Below are 15,284 nucleotides of genomic sequence, written 5' to 3' on the forward strand. Positions count from 1 at the left end.
CTTCACGGCAGGCGGCGCCGGCTGACGTGCCGCGCGGAGTTCGGCCGGCGCCGGTCAGGCGACTGTACGTGTGTTTCTGACCCGGGGTGGCGGCCCTGCCGTCCGGCACGGGGGATGGATGGCGCAGGAGGTGCTGGCCCATGTCCGATCGTGACGTGCTCATGCTTGTCGATGACAACGGGCACGTAGTCGAGTGGCACAAGCCGGCCGAGGAACTCTTCGGACGGTCGCCGGAGGAGGTCCGCGGCCGGTCCGTGGCCGCCCTCCTGCGCGAGCTCGCCTCCGGCGCCTATGGGCGTCACGGCCCATCGGCGCGGTGGCCCTCACTGCGGATCAGACCGCTGCCGCGGGGCACCTCGGTGGCGTGGGAGGTGCGGACCGCCGGCGACGTCGCCACGGAAATGGACCGGGCCGTCCTGAAGGCGGCGTTCACCCAGTTCCCGGTGGGACTGCATGTCCTCGACGATCAGTTGCGCGTCGTCCGCGTGAACGCGGCCACCCGCGCCATGCGGCGGGCGTCTGTCGACGGCCTGATCGGAAGACACTTCTTCGAGGTGTACGGAGTGGAGGATCCGGACGCCGAAGAGATGATCGCACGCGAAGTCCTCGCCACCGGCGTGCCGGTGATCAACCGGCTCGTCCGCGGCAGCGTCACGCCGGGCGCGCGGCCTCCGGGCATCTTCTCCGTCACCACCATGCGCATGGAGAACGACCGCGGGGACGTGCTGGGCCTGGTGGTGTCCGCGGTGGACGTCACCGAGCGGGAGCGGGCGCGACTGCGGCTGGACATCCTCGCCACGGTCCGTGAGCGCGTGGGACGGCGACTGGACGTCATCGACGTCTGTGAGGAGTTCGTCGACGCGGTCGTCCCGGCGTTCTCGAAGATCGCGGTGGTGGAGGTGGTCGACGAGGTGATCCGCGGAGAGAACCCGCCGCTGGCACCCGTGGATCCGGAGGTGCCGCTGCGCCGGGTCGCGTTCAGGGGCCGGATGTCGGCGCACCCCGTCGGCGACATCCGTCTCCTGCCCTTCGGGACCCCCTTCACACGGGCGCTGTCCGATCTCGAGCCGCGCCTCGTGCCCATCGAGGAGGACAGTGCGTGGCTCGCGGCGGACCCGGCTCGGGCCGAGGCCATCCGCGTCTCCGAGGCGCACTCGCTTCTGGTCGTGCCCCTGGCGCTGCGCGGCGAGGTGTTCGGCGTGGTCAGCTTCTACCGCCAGGAGCAGGAGGACCCGTTCGACGAGGAGGACATCGCGCTGGCGCGCGACGCCTGCGCGCACACGGCTCTGTGCATCGACAACGCGCGTCGCTACGCCCGCGAGCGGGCGATCGCGGCCACGGTTCAGCGGCGCTCGCTGCCCCAGCAGCCCGTGGACCTGACCACGGTGGAGATCTCGCACCTTCATCTGAGCGGCCCCGAAGGAGGCGGCGCCTGGTTCGACGCGATCCCCCTGTCGGGTGCGCGGACGGCGCTGATCGTCGGCGAGGTCGCCGGGCGGGGCATGGCCGCCGCGACCGCCATGGGCCAGCTGCGCACGGCCGTCTACTCGCTGGCCGCGCTGGACCTGGGGCCGGACGAACTGCTGGCCCGGCTGAGCGACACGGCCGTCCGCCTCGCCGCCGAGCGTGCGGCGCTGCCGGCCGGAGATCCCCTGCACCGCGTGCCGCTCACCGCCGGTTGCTCGATCGCCGTCTACGACCCTGTCGACCTCACCTGCACGGTTGCCCGCGCCGGGCTTCCGGAACCGGTGGTCGTCCATCCCGACGGCTTCTGCGACACCGTGTCCGTCCCCGAGGGGCCGGTTCTCGCGGGACCCGGTGATGCTCCCTTCGCCACCACCACCGTGCCACTGGCCGAGGGAAGCACCCTGGTCATGGGCACGTTCGCGCTCGCGGACGAGACCCTCGCCCCCGGCGGCCGGCTGCGTGCCCTGCTGGAGCGCGGAGCCGGGCAGAGCGTCAGGGATGTGTGCGACGCCCTGGCCTACGCACTGGGCGAGGAGGACCTCCGGGACGAGAGGCTGGTGCTGCTCGTCCGGACGAGGAGGCTTCCGGCCGACCGGGTCCTGGCGCGTGAGCTGCCGGATGGTCCCGAGGCCGCCCCGCTGGCTCGTGCCGCGACCCGACGGCGGCTGGAACACTGGGGCGTGGAGGGGGACGTCGCGTCCACCGCGGAGTTGGTGGTCAGCGAACTGGTGGGAAACGCGGTCCGCTACGGGACTCCGCCTCTGTCCTTGCGCCTGATCTTCGACCGCGTACTGACCTGCGAGGTCAGCGACGCGGCCACGAGCGCACCGCATGTGCGGCACGCCCGCACCGCCGACGAGACGGGGCGCGGCCTGTTCATCATCACCAGCCTCGCCCCGAACTGGGGGACCCGCTACCGCGCGCAGGGCAAGACCGTATGGGCCGAGTTGCCGGCGGAGGCGCCGCGCGAGGAATGACGGCGGCCGTCGGGTGGCTCTCAGGCGCGGCTGCACGGCCAGCCGGCCAGGCCGCTGCCGTGGGGAGCGTGCCGCGTCGCCTCGACGACCGAGTCGTGGAAGGCGTACACGGAGTGCAGGCCGCCGGCTTTGAACACGTTGCGGACCCGGTGATCGGCGCAGGTGAGGAGCAGAGAGCCGGCGTGTGCCCGGATCCGCTTGGTGATCGCCACGATCATGCCCAGCCCCATGGAGTCCAGGAACGGCACCTGGCACAGATCCAGGACGAAGTGACGGTGGCCTTCGTCGACGAGACGGATGACGGCGTCGCGGATCACGGGGGAGGAGCAGAGGTCCACGTCACCGGTGACACTCACCACGGTCCAGCCGTTCGTGCCGTAGTGATCGATCTCGTTGCCGTTCCCCGGGGTGAGCTGTGTGTGCACGCTCCGCCTCTCTTGCCGTCCCTGATGTCCGCTTTATCCAGGAGACGGCTTCTGCGGGGCACATCACAAGGGTGTGAGTTTCAGATAGTGAGCGAGAGGCCTCTGGTCACTCGGTTCGCCGTGGCGAGGAGCCGCGCGGAGGCGTCCTGGAGCGCGGATGAGCGGTCCCTGCGGAGCGAGACGCCCAGGGCGCCCACCGTCTCGCCCCGGAACACGGGCACCGCGGCGCAGACGGTGCCCAGCGCGTACTCCTCCAGGTCGGTGACGGCCGGGGCGCCGGAGGCGGTGTCGAGCCGCCGCAGCAGCTCCGTGCGGTCGGTGATCGTTCTGGGCGTGAGATCGGAAAGGCGGTGACGGGAGAGGTACTCCTGGCGTCCCTCGTCGTCCAGCTCGCGGAGCACGCACTTGCCCAGCGCGGTGGCGTGACCGGCGTCCTCGAAGCCGACCCACAGGTCGGCCCGCGGCGCCCGGGGTGCGTCCACGATCTCCGCCACCCGGATCTCGCCGTCCTCGTAGAAGGTGAGGTAGGCGGCTGCGGACAGGTCGTCGCGCAGTGACGACAGCATGGGGCGGACCCGGCTGAGCAGGGCCTGCGTCCGGCTGGCGGTGTGCAGCGACCCGAGCATCTCGCCGAGCACGTAGGAGCCGTCCTCGAGCTTGTGCACGTATCCGTCGTGCGCCAGCGTCCGCAGCAGGTGGTAGGTGGTGGCGAGGGCCAGCCCGGTCTCCCGCGCCAGCTGTTTGGCCGGTGCGCCGCCTTCGTGAGCCCCGACTGCCTCCATCAACCGGAAGGCCCGCTGCACGGAAGTGATGAGGGTGGGGGCCTCGCGCGCGCCCATACCTCCACCGTGCGCGCGGTGGCCGGTCAGGGCAAGCCGCGCGGAGCGCATGCGCCTCGAACCGGGAACTGATGTCAACCAGGGTTGACATGCGGCCGCCTGTCAACCTAAGTTGACAGTATGAGCGGAGCAACCGAACTCGCCGCCCGGGCGGGCGACCGTGATCCCCGGGTCGGTCTGCGGGCCGTCGCCGCGCTGCGTCGGCTCTTGGAGCAGCTGGAGGCCGTGCAGGTGCGCAATGCGCGCAACCAGGGCTGGTCGTGGCAGGAGATCGCCAACGAACTGGGTGTGAGCAGGCAGGCCGTGCACAAGAAGCATGGGAGGCATTGATGTTCGAACGGTTCACGAAGGAGGCCCGCCAGGTCGTCACGGGGGCGGTCGGGCAGGCCGAGGGGATGGGGGCGCGGCGGGTCGATCCCGAGCACCTGCTGCTCGGCCTGCTGGAGCAGGAGGGGAGTCGCGCGTCCTTCGCGCTGGCCGCTCTCGGGCTCGGCGGGCGCAAGGAGTCGGTGCGGCGCGCGGTGCGGGAAGCGCGCCGGCGGGCCGGTCTGTCGCGGGCCGAGACCGATGCCCTCGCCGGACTGGGGATCGACGTGACCGACATCGTCGCCCGGGTGGAGGCCGCCCACGGGGTCGGGGCGATGGCCGCGGGCCGGGCGGGCCCGGACCGGCAAACCGGGCACCGGCCCTTCGGCAAGGGCGCCAAGGACGTCCTGGTACGTGCCCTGCGCACCGCCGTCACACACCGGGACCACCGCATCGGTGACGAGCACCTCCTGCTGGCCCTGACGCTGCGCCCGGGCGTTGCCGCCGAGATCCTCGCCGACCACGGCGTCACCTACGAGTCGCTCACCCGTGTGCTGTACGGGGTCGGCGAGGCGGCCGCGGGCTGATGCCGGCAGGGAGGCACGGCTGATGCCGGCAGTGGAGGCGTGGCGGCGGCGATGAGACGGCGTCCGACGCCGAGAATCCCGGCCCGATGACGCCGGGCCGGGATTCTCTGTCATGCGTCGGGTCGCGGCGCCCCGGCCAGATTACGGCGGGCCGGGGTTCCGCATGGTCGGCGTGGTGCCGCCGGCTTTAGTAGTCGCCGCCGTCGTCGTCGTAGCCCCTGTTGCCGTGGTGGCGGTCGATGACGCGGAAGCTGGCCACCACCCCGTCCTTGACGTGGACGCCCTTGGTCCACTTGGGGAAGACCCCGTTGCTTTCGCTGTGGGGGCCGACGGTGGCGATGGGGGCGCCGTTGTCGCAGGTGACGCCGCGGAAGACCTCGACGGTCTTCTTGCTGTCGTTGCGGATGTTGAGGCTGGTCGACCCCAGGCCGCTGACCACGGTGATGCAGCCGCTCGGGTGGGCGGAGTAGGACCGCTCGTTGATGTGGATCCAGCCGTAGTCACGGTGGCGGTTGCCGCCGCGCTCGCCGTGCTCCTCGTGGTCGTTGTTGTTGCCTTCGTTGCCCTTGCTGTTGTTGTTGTTTCCGCCCTCGCCGCCCATGGGGGCCTGAACGGGGGCCTGCTGGACGGCGGCGGCCGGAGCGGCCTGGGCGGCCGGGGCGGCCTGGGGCGCCGGGGCGGCCGTGGCGTAGGTGATGCCGGTCGCGGCCAGGGCCGCGGCGGCCGCGACACCTGCGGCGATCGCGTGAGATCGAGTCATGATCATGGTGTACTGCTTCCTGTCTCAGAGTCAGAGAGAGACCGACTTCGCAGCCGGTGTGTGATTGAACGTACTGACGCCCTCGGAAGCTGTCATTTCGGGCAGATCGCATCTACCGTCTGTAGTAGGCCAATCGGGGTATCCGGGGCACGCCCGGACCTGGTTCCTGGTAACTGACGCTGCATCAAATGGACGCAGCTACTTAGCAGATTGACTGACTATTAGTCCTTGCAGGTGATCCTCTGACGCCTGCTCACCCGTGCGGCGGCGAAAACCGACCCGGATGTTCGGCGCGTCGCTGCTTGACATCGGGCGCCGCGGATGCCTCGGGGTTGTGCGGCGGGTCGTCCGAGTGCTGCGCGCGCCGGGAGAGCGCGGCCACAGCCGGTGCCGGATCGTCGGCGTAGAAGCGCAGCACTCGCGCCTGGGCCTCCTTGCCCAGCGGGCGTACGAACCGTACCGGTTCGGAGAGCTCCACCGTGACCGTGGTCTGCCCGCCCACCGACAGCTCCAGAGAGCCGTCGTCGCGCGCCTGCGCCAAGCCGCCGCCGTTGACGACGCGGCGCTCGACGCGGGCGCCGACGACGAGCTCCGCCGGAACCCTGATCTCCAGCAGCACGCCGTAGCGCAGGCGCAGCGAGCCGTCCGCCGTCACGACGTGCGGGCGTACGACGCAGGAGATGTGCAGCGCGATGACGAAATAGCAGCCCCAGACGTCGATCACCAGGAAGACGGCGTGCACGACCGGCCAGGGGATGACCAGCGCCAGCGCCACCGTCTCGACGACCGAGACGAAGAGGAAGCCGTAGATCATGGCGGACTGGTTCGCGGCGTAGCGCACCGCGAGGTCCCCGGGGCCCACGCCGTGCGGTGGGCGGCGGGTGAGCCGGCGGCAGCAACTGGTGAACAGTTTGACCTCGTGGACGGTGAGGCGGCGGAGCGCGGCCGGGACCAGGTCCCGTCCGGCCTCCAGCGCCGCGGCCCGGCGAGCCGTGCCCTCGCGCCGGTGGCGGCGGTAGTCCGCGGTCAGCACTCCGGCCACCGCCACGGCCGGGGCGAGCATCGAGACCTCGACCGCGCGCATCACGGTCGCGGGTATCCCTGCTCCCGACGCCAGGCACAGCATGAGCACGAGCCGGCCGGCGAGCAGGGTGAGCAGGCCCCAGCGGACGGTTCTGCGCAGTGTGTTCACCGTGCCCCCCGTTCCTGGAGCAGGGCCGTCGCACGGCGCAGGACCTCCGCCTGCGCGGGCGGGAAGTCCGCGAAGAACGCCTGGGCGAAACCCCCGCCGTCCTTGTCGCCGGTGCGGGCGGCGGCCTCGGCCGCGGACCGGGCGACCTCCTGGGGCATGCTGTCCGCCACCGTCCGGGCCAGCTCGGCGACGCGTGGGTCGTCGGGTGCGGCCTCGGCGAGCTCGTCCAGCCGGGCATAGATCTCGTACGCCCGCGCCATCGCGTCCTCGTCGGTGCTCAGTGCCCGCATCATCGTCACAAGCCAGGTGCGGTGGCCGGCGCCGGCGGTCGAGTCCAGCAGCGCGAGCAGTTCGCGCTCCTTGGCCGCCATGGCGGGCTCGGGGCCGGGTCGTGCGGCGGAGGCGCGGGCCATGTCGTCGAAGACGGCGGCGAGTTCCGCGGAGACCGGGCCCTCGGCCGGCAGGCCGCCGGCGTCCGCGCGTCGCAGGAGCTCGGCGAGACGGGCACGGCGCTGCCGGATCGCCTCCTCCTGACGGGCCAGGTCGGCGTCGAGCTCGGCGAGGATCTCGCGCAGGTCCTTGCCCGCGTCGTCGGCGAGGGCGTCGCGGACCTCGTCGAGGCTCAGCCCGAGCTCGGTCAGCCTGCGGACGCGGGCCAGCTCGACGGCGTCGCGCAGTCCGTACTCGCGGTAGCCGTTGGGTTGCCGTTCGGGCTCGGGCAGCAGACCGATGCGGTGGTAGTGCCGCACGGTGCGGGTGGTGACGCCGGCGATCGCGGCGAGCTCTCCGATACGCATGCCTCCAGTAGAGACGTTGTCGTTGCGACAAGGTCAAGCGCGGTCGTGCCAGGTCAGGACGGATTCTCCAGGCGGGAGAGCCAGGTGGTCAGCAGCGCTTCGAGTGCCTCGGCCTCGGTGGAGGTCAGCAGGTCCACCAGCCGGCGCTCGTTGCGCATGTGGTCGGTGAACGCGCGGTCGATCAGCTCGCGTCCGGGGCCGGTGAGGGCGACGATCCGGCCACGCTGGTCGTCGTCGGAGCGGCGGCGGGTGACGAGCCCGGCCCGCTCCAGACGGTCGATCCTCTTCGTCATCGCGCCGGTCGTGACCATGGTGTGCGCGGCGAGCTCGCCCGGTGCCCGTTCGAAGGGTTCACCGGCGCGGCGCAGCGCGCACAGCACGTCGAACTCTCCCTCGCCGAGGCCGTAACGGCCGTAGACGAGGCAGAGTTCGGCGGTGAGCCGGTCGGCCAGGCGGTGCAGCCGGCCGATCACTCCCTGCGGGCTGACGTCGATGTCGGGCCGCTCGCGGCGCCAGTCGGCCTGGATGCGGGCCACGCGGTCCGGCGGTCGAGGGCGGGGATGCTGGTCCTGGTTCTGGTGCTCCATGCGGCCATGGTAGCTTCCTCGGAAGCTATATTGCCTTCCATGGAAGCTAAAGTATGGACGCGCTGGGTGGGTCTGACGGCGGTCGCGCCGGTGGCCTGGGGAACCAACTACTTCGTCACCCATGAGTTCCTGCCCGCGGACGACCCGCTCCACGGCGCCGCGCTGCGGGCGCTGCCCGCCGGTCTGGTGCTGCTGGCCCTGTGCAGGCAGCGGCCGCGGGGTGCGTGGTGGTGGCGGTCCGCGGTGCTCGGGCTGCTCAACGTGAGCGTGTTCTTCGTGCTCGTGTACGCCGCCTCCCAGCTGCTTCCGACGAGCGTGGCGTCGACCGTCATGGCCGTGTCGCCGCCGGCGATGATGCTCATCGCCTGGTTCCTGGTGTCCGAGCGGCCCGGCATCAGGCACCTGGCGGGCGCCGCGCTCGGGCTCGGCGGGGTCTGTCTCATGCTGCTCACGGGCGCGGAAGGGGTGAGCGTGCCCGGAGTCCTCGCCTCGGCCGCGGCCATGCTGGTGTCGTCCTTCGGCCACATCCTGACCAAGAGGTGGAGCGCCGGTGCCGATGTGCTCGCCTCGACCGCATGGCAGCTCACCGCCGGAGGTCTGTTCCTGCTCCCGGTCGCCGCGGCCGTGGAGGGCCCGGTGCCCGCGCTCTCCACGTCGGCGCTCCTCGCGTTCGGCTACGTCTCCCTGGTCGCCACCGCACTGGCCTTCGCCGCCTGGTTCACCGGGCTGCGGCACCTGCCCGCGGGCACGGTGGGCCTGATCGGACTGCTCAACCCCGTCACGGGCGTGCTGCTCGGCACCGTGGTCGCCCACGAGGTGCTGACAGCCCGGCAACTGTCCGGGCTGGCACTCGTCCTGGCCGGAGTCGTCCTCGGCCGGCCCGCACGCGCGAACCGGCGCCAAGACAGGCCGCGCGCCCCGGCCGTGGCACTGCCGTCCGCTCCGGTTCCGTCTGCTCCGGCCCCGGCCGAACGGTGTTCGTGCCGGCCCTCTGGTCCGCCACCCCCGGGCGCCTGAGGACGGGGCCGCCGGAAGCTCGACCTCCGGCAACCGGAGCGGTCTGATGGAACAGGAGGGAGGTGCCTTCCATGGGTACGACAACGCTTCCGGCGTCGATGCGGGCCTGGGTGGCATCCGCCGCCCACCCGGGGACGATCGAGTCCGTCGTACTGCCCGTCCCGGCCCCCGAGGACCACGAACTGCTGGTGCGGGTGGCCGTGTGCGGGGTGTGCCGGACCGACCTCCATGTGCGGGACGGCGACCTGCCCGCACACCGTGAGCGGGTCGTGCCCGGGCACGAGACGGTGGGTGAGGTCGTCGCGGCGGGCCGGGCGGCCGCGGGGCCCGCGATCGGCGCCCGGGTCGGGATTCCGTGGCTGCGCCGGACATGCGGGCAGTGCGGGTACTGCCTGCGGGGGCGGGAGAACCTGTGTCCGGCCTCGCTCTACACGGGCTGGGACACCGACGGGGGCTACGCGGAGTACACCACCGTTCCCGCCGCGTACGCGTACGAGCTGCCGGAGGGATACACCGAGGAGGAGCTGGCCCCTCTGCTGTGCGCCGGGATCATCGGATACCGCGCCCTGCGCCGCGCCGAGCTGCCCCCGGGCGGCCGTCTCGGGGTCTACGGATTCGGGGCCTCCGCCCACCTCACCGCGCAGGTCGCCCTCGCCCAGGGCGCGACCGTCCACGTGTTCACCCGGTCACCGGCCGCCCAGGAACTCGCCCTGTCCCTGGGGGCGGCCTCGGCGACCGACCCGTACGCACCACCCCCGCAGCCGCTGGACGCGGCGATCCTCTTCGCCCCGGCCGGCGACCTGGTCCCCGTCGCGCTGCAGGCCCTGGCCGGCGGCGGAACGCTCAGCATCGCCGGTATCCACCTGACGGACATCCCCACGCTGGACTACCAGCGGGACCTCTTCCGCGAGCGGACCCTCCGCAGTGTCACCGCCAACACCCGCGACGACGGGCGCGCGCTGTTCGCTGTCGCCTCGGAGCAGCGCCTGCGGGTCACGGTCACGGTGTACGGCTTCGACGAGGCGGACCGTGCGCTCGACGACCTGTCGGCGGGCCGCGTCAACGGGGTCGCGGTGCTCCGCGTGCGACCGTGACCCGGCCGACGCGTCCAACGGCCCTGGCGGCCAGGACGGCGCTGGGGGAGGGAGAATGGCGTATGGACCATGGTGACGCGGCGTCGATCGCCGAGCTGCTGGACGAGCGCCGATGTCTGCTGGAAGTCTCCTGCCGCATGCTGGACCGCCCCGGCGAGGCGGAGAGCGTCGTGGAGGAGACCTGTCGCCGGTGGTACGGGCTGCCTGAGGGCACCCGCCGGCGGATCACCGCTCCCCGGTCCTGGCTCACGAACACCGCGGGAGGAATCCGCCTGGGCCGGAACACCCCGCCGGGCCGGGCGGCGTGCGTGCCCGATGACGTCGTCGGGACGGCCCCCGACACGCTCGCCGACATCGTGGCAGGCACACGGCCGGAGTGTGCCGAACACGCCGGACCGGCCCGCCGCCGGCTCCGGATGCGGCCCTCGTGTCCCGCGGCTCCGGAAGAGCACGACGCCCTCGCCCGTGCCGTCCGCGAGGCCTGTGTGAGCGAGGACGCGGAACTGCTCGTGTCACTGTTCCGTCCGGACGCCACGGCGTTCTTCGACGGCGGCGGCAAGGTGCGGGCGCTGATCGGACCGGTCCACGGCAGCCGGCAGGTCGCCCACATCCTGCTGACACTCCTGGGGCGCCGCCCGCACACAGCCGTCCTGACCACCCACCCCGTCAACGGCCGCACCGGCCTTGTGGCCCACTACCACCACCAGGTCGCCGCCGTCATCAGCCTCGACATCGCCGACCACCACATCGCACTCGTCCGGGTCGTCCTCAATCCCGACAAGCTGCGCTCCTGGAACCGGCCCTCACCCCTGGCCGGCCCGCCGTCGACGCCGCGGTGACAGCCCGGCGGCCCTGCCCGTGACAGGGCTTCGCACCGACCAGGGGAATGCGCCGGCGTGCGGCCCTCAACCGTCCGACAAGGCCGCGTACGAGGCGAGTTTGGCGGGATTCAGCACCCACATCAGGCGTTCGATGCCGTGTGCCGACACCTCGACGGACAGCAGAGCCACCGCGGTGCCACCGGCCGAGACCAGGGCGGCCGGCCTGCCGTTGGCCTCGACCCAGCGAACGTCCCGCTCGGGCCAGAAACGCGGGGCGAAGGCGGCAACGTACTTGGAGACGTGCGGACGCCCGACGACCGGGATCCTGCTCGCCCCGCGCATCCCTCCGCCATCGGCGTAACTGACCACGTCCGCCGTGAGAACACCCTCGAGCGCCGACAGATCACCGGTCTGCGCGGCGGCGACGAACGCCTCCAGCAGGCGCCGGTGCGCGGCGGAGCCGACCGGCTCCCTGCGCTGCGACGACAGATGCTTGCGGGCACGGCTCACCAACTGGCGCGTATTGGCCTCGCTCGTCTCCAGGATCTCCGCGAGCTGCTGGTACGGGTAGTCGAACGCTTCCCTGAGCACGTAGGCGGCCCGCTCCACGGGGTTCAGCTTCTCCAGAAGGAAGAGCACCGCCAGATCGAGGGCCTCCGCGCGTTCCGCGCCCAGGTGCGGATCCCCGCTGGTGTCGACCGGCTCCGGAAGCCACGGCCCGATGTACGACTCGCGCCGCACCCTGGCGGACTGCGCGTGGTTGATCGCCAGACGGGCGGTGACCGTCGTCAGGAACGCCGTCGGCTCGTGGATGCCGGCGCGGTCGCTGTTCTGCCAGCGCAGCCACGCCTCCTGGACGATGTCCTCGGCCTCCGTCGCGCTGCCGAGTACGCGATAGGCGATGCCGAACAGTTGAGGACGCGCCGCGATGAAATCCCGCGTTGCCCGGTCCAGTGAGTCTGCCTCGTCACCGGCGTACATAGACGTCCTCCAGCTCCGGATCACCATGCTACAAGCCGCCACAGGCGGACGCGGGCGGGTGTCCGCCTGTGGCGGCGGTGCCGTGGGAGACGCCCTGTCACACATGGCGGGACCGTCCGGTCAACTGCCTGGAAAGCGAAGTCGCGGTCGGCGCTGGACAACGCCCGCCAGTACGCGCGCGAGCAGACCGCGGCCCTCGCGCTCCAGCGAAACCTCTCCCGCACCGTCCGAGAGGCGGTGCGGCGGTCGAGGCTGCCTCGCGTTACCTGCCCGCCGATGTCCACAGCGGCGTCGCGGGCGACTGGTTCGATGCGATCCCGCTGTCCGGCGCCGGGGCGAGTTGCCGGCCCATCTCGACGACGCGGTCCAGCGCCTGGCCGAGGAGGACGCCGACGCCCCGTGCCAGCCCAGGAAACAGGTGAACTGGTCACCAACGCCGTGCGCCACAGCACTTGGTCCGATCGTTCTCCGTCTCATCCGGCATCAGGTGCTGACCTGCGAAGTGTTCGATGCCGACGTCGGCTCCCCGCGGGTGCGTCGTGCCCGTGCCGTCGACGAGAACGGCCGCGGCCTCTTCCTGGTCGCCCGGTTGTCCCACCGATGGGGCGCCCCCTGGGTGTCGGGAGGCAAGGTCGTCTGGGCCGAGGAGGACCCGACCGACACGCCGTCACCCGCGGGCACACCGTCACACGCGGGCACACCGTCACACGCGGGCGCGGCGTGCGCCGCGCATTGAGCCGTCGCACTCCTTGTCCAGTGGTGTCGACGTGATCACCGGCCAGGGCCTGGAGGAGGCGGTGGCCTGTCCATGCTGCGCGCGACGGGCGGCTCCCCGGACACCGGCCACGACCAGGCCGGTTCCATGCAGGCGTGAGGATCAGCGGGCTCCGGCCGCCGTGGCGGGCGCCTGTGCCGGGGTGTCGCGCAGGCCCAGGCGCAGATGCTCCACGTGGTAGAGGGCCTGCTCGAGCAGTTCGGCGACGTGGTTGTCGTAGAGGGCGTAGATGACCGAGCGGCCCCGGCGCTCGCCGGTGACCAGGCCGAGATTGCGCAGCAGACGCAACTGGTGGGAGCAGGCGGACTGCTCCATGCCCACGGCATCGGCGAGTTCGGTCGCCGCGCACGGCCCCTCCTGGAGGCGGGCCAGGATGCGCAGTCGGGAGGGTGTGGCGAGGGCCTGGAGGGTCACGGCCACGTCGGCGGCACCGACGGCTTCGAGGCGCTGGCGCGCGGTGGCGGTGGTCTTGGCGTCAGCTCCGTGGCCCATGCGTACATCCTACGGAGAAGAACACATGAACGCATGAATGATTCTTCATCTACTCCTGTACGGTGGAGAAAGCGGCGCGCCGGGTCTCCGGCTCCCCGTGCCCTGCCCTGCCCGCGCCCTCGTCATGCCGTCGTGAAGGACCCCCGCCCCGATGACCTCCACCCTCGCCCCGGCTCCGATCGACCGCGCAGCGCCGTCGGCCGGGACCGCGGGCGCACCCCGGCGCCGCACCCGAGTCCTCGCGCTGCCCGAGGCGCGCTGGGCAGCAGCAGCCCTGGTCCTCTTCCTGATCGCGCTGCCGTTGCAGCTGACCGGTGCCCCCGCCTGGACGTGGGGCCCCGCGTACGCGCTGACCTACGCGGCGGGCGGCTGGGAGCCGGGCTGGGCGGGAGTGCGGGCGCTGAAGGACAAGACGCTCGATGTCGACCTGCTGATGGTGGTCGCCGCGCTCGGGGCGGCGGCGATCGGGCAGGTGATGGACGGTGCGCTGCTGATCGTCATCTTCGCCACCTCGGGCGCCCTGGAGGCACTCGCCACCGCTCGCACCGCGGACTCCGTGCGCGGTCTGCTCGACCTGGCCCCGGCCACCGCCGCCCGCGTCGAGGCCGACGGCAGCGAGGTCACCGTCGCCGTCGAGGAGCTGACCGTCGGCGACACGATCCTGGTACGGCCCGGCGAGCGCGTCGGCGCCGACGGACGTGTCCTGGACGGGGCGAGCGACGTCGACCAGGCGACCATCACGGGTGAGCCGCTGCCGGTGGCCAAGGAGCGCGGCGACGAGGTCTTCGCCGGCACCCTCAACGGCACCGGCGCGCTGCGCGTCCGCGTCGAACGCGACGCCTCCGAGACGGTGATCGCACGGATCGTGCGCATGGTGGAGGAGGCGTCCGGTACCAAGGCGCCGACCCAGTTGTTCATCGAGAAGGTCGAACAGCGCTACTCGCTGGGCATGGTGGCCGCGACCCTCGCCGTCTTCCTGGTCCCCCTGGCCTTCGGCGCCGCTCTCACGGGCTCGCTGCTGCGGGCGATGACCTTCATGATCGTGGCCTCGCCCTGCGCGGTGGTCCTGGCGACCATGCCGCCGCTGCTGTCGGCCATCGCCAACGCGGGACGGCACGGTGCGCTGGTCAAGTCCGCGGTGGTCATGGAGCGGCTCGGCGAGGTCGACGCGGTCGCGCTGGACAAGACCGGCACGCTGACCGAGGGCACGCCGCGGGTGACCGACGTACGGCCGCTGCCCGGGTCCGGCCTCGACGAGGCCGGCCTGCTGACGCTCGCCGCGGCGGCCGAGCACCCCAGCGAGCATCCGCTGGCCCGCGCCGTGGTGGAGGCCGCCCGTGAGCAGGGACTCGCCCTGCCGGTGGCGGAGGACTTCGGCTCCGCGCCCGGTGTCGGTGTGACGGCCACCGTCGAGGGACACACGGTCGCGGTCGGCGCTCCCGCCCGGCTCCTGCCCGGTCCGGGCGACACCGGTTCCACGGGCGCGGCGGACCACGCAGCTGAGCTCGAGGACGGCGGCCGCACGGCCGTGCTGGTCGCGGTGGACGGCACACCCGCCGGCGTGCTCGGCATCGCCGACCGACTGCGTCCCGACGCCACGGCCACCGTCGCCTCCTTGACGTCCCTGACCGGGACCGCGCCCTTGCTGCTGACCGGCGACAACCCGAGGGCCGCCGCCCGCCTCGCCGCCGAAGTCGGCGTCGAGGACGTACGGGCCGGACTGCTGCCCCACCACAAGGTGAGCGCCGTCAGGGAGCTCGAACGGTCCGGTCGCAAGGTGATGGTGGTCGGCGACGGTGTCAACGACGCCCCGGCCCTGGCCGCCGCACACACCGGCGTCGCCATGGGCAGGGCGGGCTCCGACCTGGCGCTGGAGACCGCCGACACCGTCGTCGTCCGCGACGAACTCGCCACCGTACCCGCCGTGATCTCGCTGTCCCGCCGGGCCCGCGGGCTGGTCGTACAGAACCTCGTCATCGCCGCTGTCTTCATCGCAGGCCTGGTCGCCTGGGACCTGGCCGGCCACCTGCCGCTGCCCCTCGGTGTCGCGGGACACGAGGGCTCCACCGTCGTCGTCGGCCTCAACGGGCTGCGGCTGCTGCGCGAGGCGGCCTGGAAGCGGGCCGCCGGGTGATCCGCCGCGGGACGGTCACCGCGTGCCAGGACC

General features: G+C 72.3%; 16 protein-coding genes. 8 read left to right on the forward strand and 8 right to left on the reverse strand.

What is annotated here, in order from left to right; all coding sequences use genetic code 11:
• Nucleotides 1–140 precede the first annotated feature (140 nt).
• Entirely contained in the window at nucleotides 141–2,444 is a 2,304-nt protein-coding gene (locus tag R2S09_RS36350) for a SpoIIE family protein phosphatase (protein ID WP_316745492.1), read from the forward strand.
• Between the two features lie 20 nt (nucleotides 2,445–2,464).
• On the opposite strand, the gene R2S09_RS36355 is transcribed toward R2S09_RS36350, so the two are convergent.
• Nucleotides 2,465–2,869, reverse strand: a complete 405-nt coding sequence (locus tag R2S09_RS36355; protein ID WP_306185274.1) for an STAS domain-containing protein — start codon at nucleotides 2,867–2,869, stop codon at nucleotides 2,465–2,467.
• A gap of 80 nt (nucleotides 2,870–2,949) precedes the next feature.
• Entirely contained in the window at nucleotides 2,950–3,708 is a 759-nt protein-coding gene (locus tag R2S09_RS36360; RefSeq protein ID WP_306185272.1) for an IclR family transcriptional regulator, read from the reverse strand.
• Between the two features lie 120 nt (nucleotides 3,709–3,828).
• Between R2S09_RS36360 and R2S09_RS36365 the strand changes: the two genes are divergently transcribed.
• Nucleotides 3,829–4,038 carry an HTH domain-containing protein gene (locus R2S09_RS36365; protein WP_306185270.1) on the forward strand — a complete coding sequence of 70 codons (210 nt, stop codon included), beginning with the start codon at nucleotides 3,829–3,831 and terminating at the stop codon, nucleotides 4,036–4,038.
• Complete coding sequence (locus R2S09_RS36370) at nucleotides 4,038–4,601, forward strand: Clp protease N-terminal domain-containing protein (RefSeq protein ID WP_306185268.1); 564 nt, start codon at nucleotides 4,038–4,040, stop codon at nucleotides 4,599–4,601. The genes R2S09_RS36365 and R2S09_RS36370 overlap by 1 nt, the downstream gene beginning before the upstream one ends.
• A gap of 187 nt (nucleotides 4,602–4,788) precedes the next feature.
• Here R2S09_RS36370 and R2S09_RS36375 read toward each other — a convergent pair whose 3' ends face one another.
• The 4 genes from R2S09_RS36375 to R2S09_RS36390 all read right to left on the reverse strand — a co-directional run bounded on the left by R2S09_RS36375 (nucleotide 4,789) and on the right by R2S09_RS36390 (nucleotide 7,937).
• On the reverse strand, nucleotides 4,789–5,361 hold the full coding sequence (locus R2S09_RS36375; RefSeq protein WP_306185266.1) for a hypothetical protein: 573 nt from the start codon (nucleotides 5,359–5,361) through the stop codon (nucleotides 4,789–4,791).
• 253 nt (nucleotides 5,362–5,614) lie between these two features.
• The gene (locus tag R2S09_RS36380; RefSeq protein WP_316745493.1) at nucleotides 5,615–6,553 is read right to left on the reverse strand and encodes a hypothetical protein; all 939 of its coding nucleotides are present in this window, start codon (nucleotides 6,551–6,553) and stop codon (nucleotides 5,615–5,617) included.
• Nucleotides 6,550–7,350, reverse strand: coding sequence for a MerR family transcriptional regulator (locus R2S09_RS36385; protein ID WP_306185263.1), 801 nt, complete (start codon nucleotides 7,348–7,350; stop codon nucleotides 6,550–6,552). The genes R2S09_RS36380 and R2S09_RS36385 overlap by 4 nt, the downstream gene beginning before the upstream one ends.
• Nucleotides 7,351–7,403: 53 nt before the next feature.
• Nucleotides 7,404–7,937: a MarR family transcriptional regulator gene (locus R2S09_RS36390; protein WP_316745494.1), complete on the reverse strand. Its 534-nt coding sequence runs from the start codon at nucleotides 7,935–7,937 to the stop codon at nucleotides 7,404–7,406.
• Nucleotides 7,938–7,976: 39 nt separating this feature from the next.
• Here R2S09_RS36390 and R2S09_RS36395 point away from each other — a divergent pair, with 39 nt between their 5' ends.
• The 3 genes from R2S09_RS36395 (at nucleotide 7,977) to R2S09_RS36405 (ending at nucleotide 10,887) form a co-directional block, all read left to right on the forward strand.
• Nucleotides 7,977–8,954 (forward strand): EamA family transporter, encoded by a 978-nt coding sequence (locus R2S09_RS36395; protein ID WP_316745495.1) that lies wholly within the window; start codon nucleotides 7,977–7,979, stop codon nucleotides 8,952–8,954.
• A 98-nt stretch (nucleotides 8,955–9,052) separates the two neighbouring features.
• Nucleotides 9,053–10,048: a zinc-binding alcohol dehydrogenase family protein gene (locus R2S09_RS36400; RefSeq protein ID WP_306185338.1), complete on the forward strand. Its 996-nt coding sequence runs from the start codon at nucleotides 9,053–9,055 to the stop codon at nucleotides 10,046–10,048.
• A 62-nt stretch (nucleotides 10,049–10,110) separates the two neighbouring features.
• The gene (locus R2S09_RS36405; RefSeq protein WP_316745496.1) at nucleotides 10,111–10,887 is read left to right on the forward strand and encodes an RNA polymerase subunit sigma; all 777 of its coding nucleotides are present in this window, start codon (nucleotides 10,111–10,113) and stop codon (nucleotides 10,885–10,887) included.
• 66 nt (nucleotides 10,888–10,953) lie between these two features.
• On the opposite strand, the gene R2S09_RS36410 is transcribed toward R2S09_RS36405, so the two are convergent.
• On the reverse strand, nucleotides 10,954–11,850 hold the full coding sequence (locus R2S09_RS36410; protein ID WP_306185257.1) for an RNA polymerase sigma-70 factor: 897 nt from the start codon (nucleotides 11,848–11,850) through the stop codon (nucleotides 10,954–10,956).
• A gap of 502 nt (nucleotides 11,851–12,352) precedes the next feature.
• Between R2S09_RS36410 and R2S09_RS36415 the strand changes: the two genes are divergently transcribed.
• Nucleotides 12,353–12,586, forward strand: coding sequence for a hypothetical protein (locus R2S09_RS36415; RefSeq protein ID WP_316745497.1), 234 nt, complete (start codon nucleotides 12,353–12,355; stop codon nucleotides 12,584–12,586).
• Between the two features lie 141 nt (nucleotides 12,587–12,727).
• Here the strand turns inward: R2S09_RS36415 and R2S09_RS36420 are convergent, their stop codons facing one another.
• Nucleotides 12,728–13,117 carry a metalloregulator ArsR/SmtB family transcription factor gene (locus tag R2S09_RS36420; protein WP_306185254.1) on the reverse strand — a complete coding sequence of 130 codons (390 nt, stop codon included), beginning with the start codon at nucleotides 13,115–13,117 and terminating at the stop codon, nucleotides 12,728–12,730.
• A 151-nt stretch (nucleotides 13,118–13,268) separates the two neighbouring features.
• Between R2S09_RS36420 and R2S09_RS36425 the strand changes: the two genes are divergently transcribed.
• Nucleotides 13,269–15,251: a heavy metal translocating P-type ATPase gene (locus R2S09_RS36425; RefSeq protein ID WP_316745498.1), complete on the forward strand. Its 1,983-nt coding sequence runs from the start codon at nucleotides 13,269–13,271 to the stop codon at nucleotides 15,249–15,251.
• Nucleotides 15,252–15,284: the final 33 nt, after the last annotated feature.

The sequence above is a fragment of the Streptomyces sp. MK7 genome, from assembly GCF_032658145.1.
Taxonomy (GTDB): Bacteria; Actinomycetota; Actinomycetes; order Streptomycetales; family Streptomycetaceae; genus Streptomyces; species Streptomyces spiralis.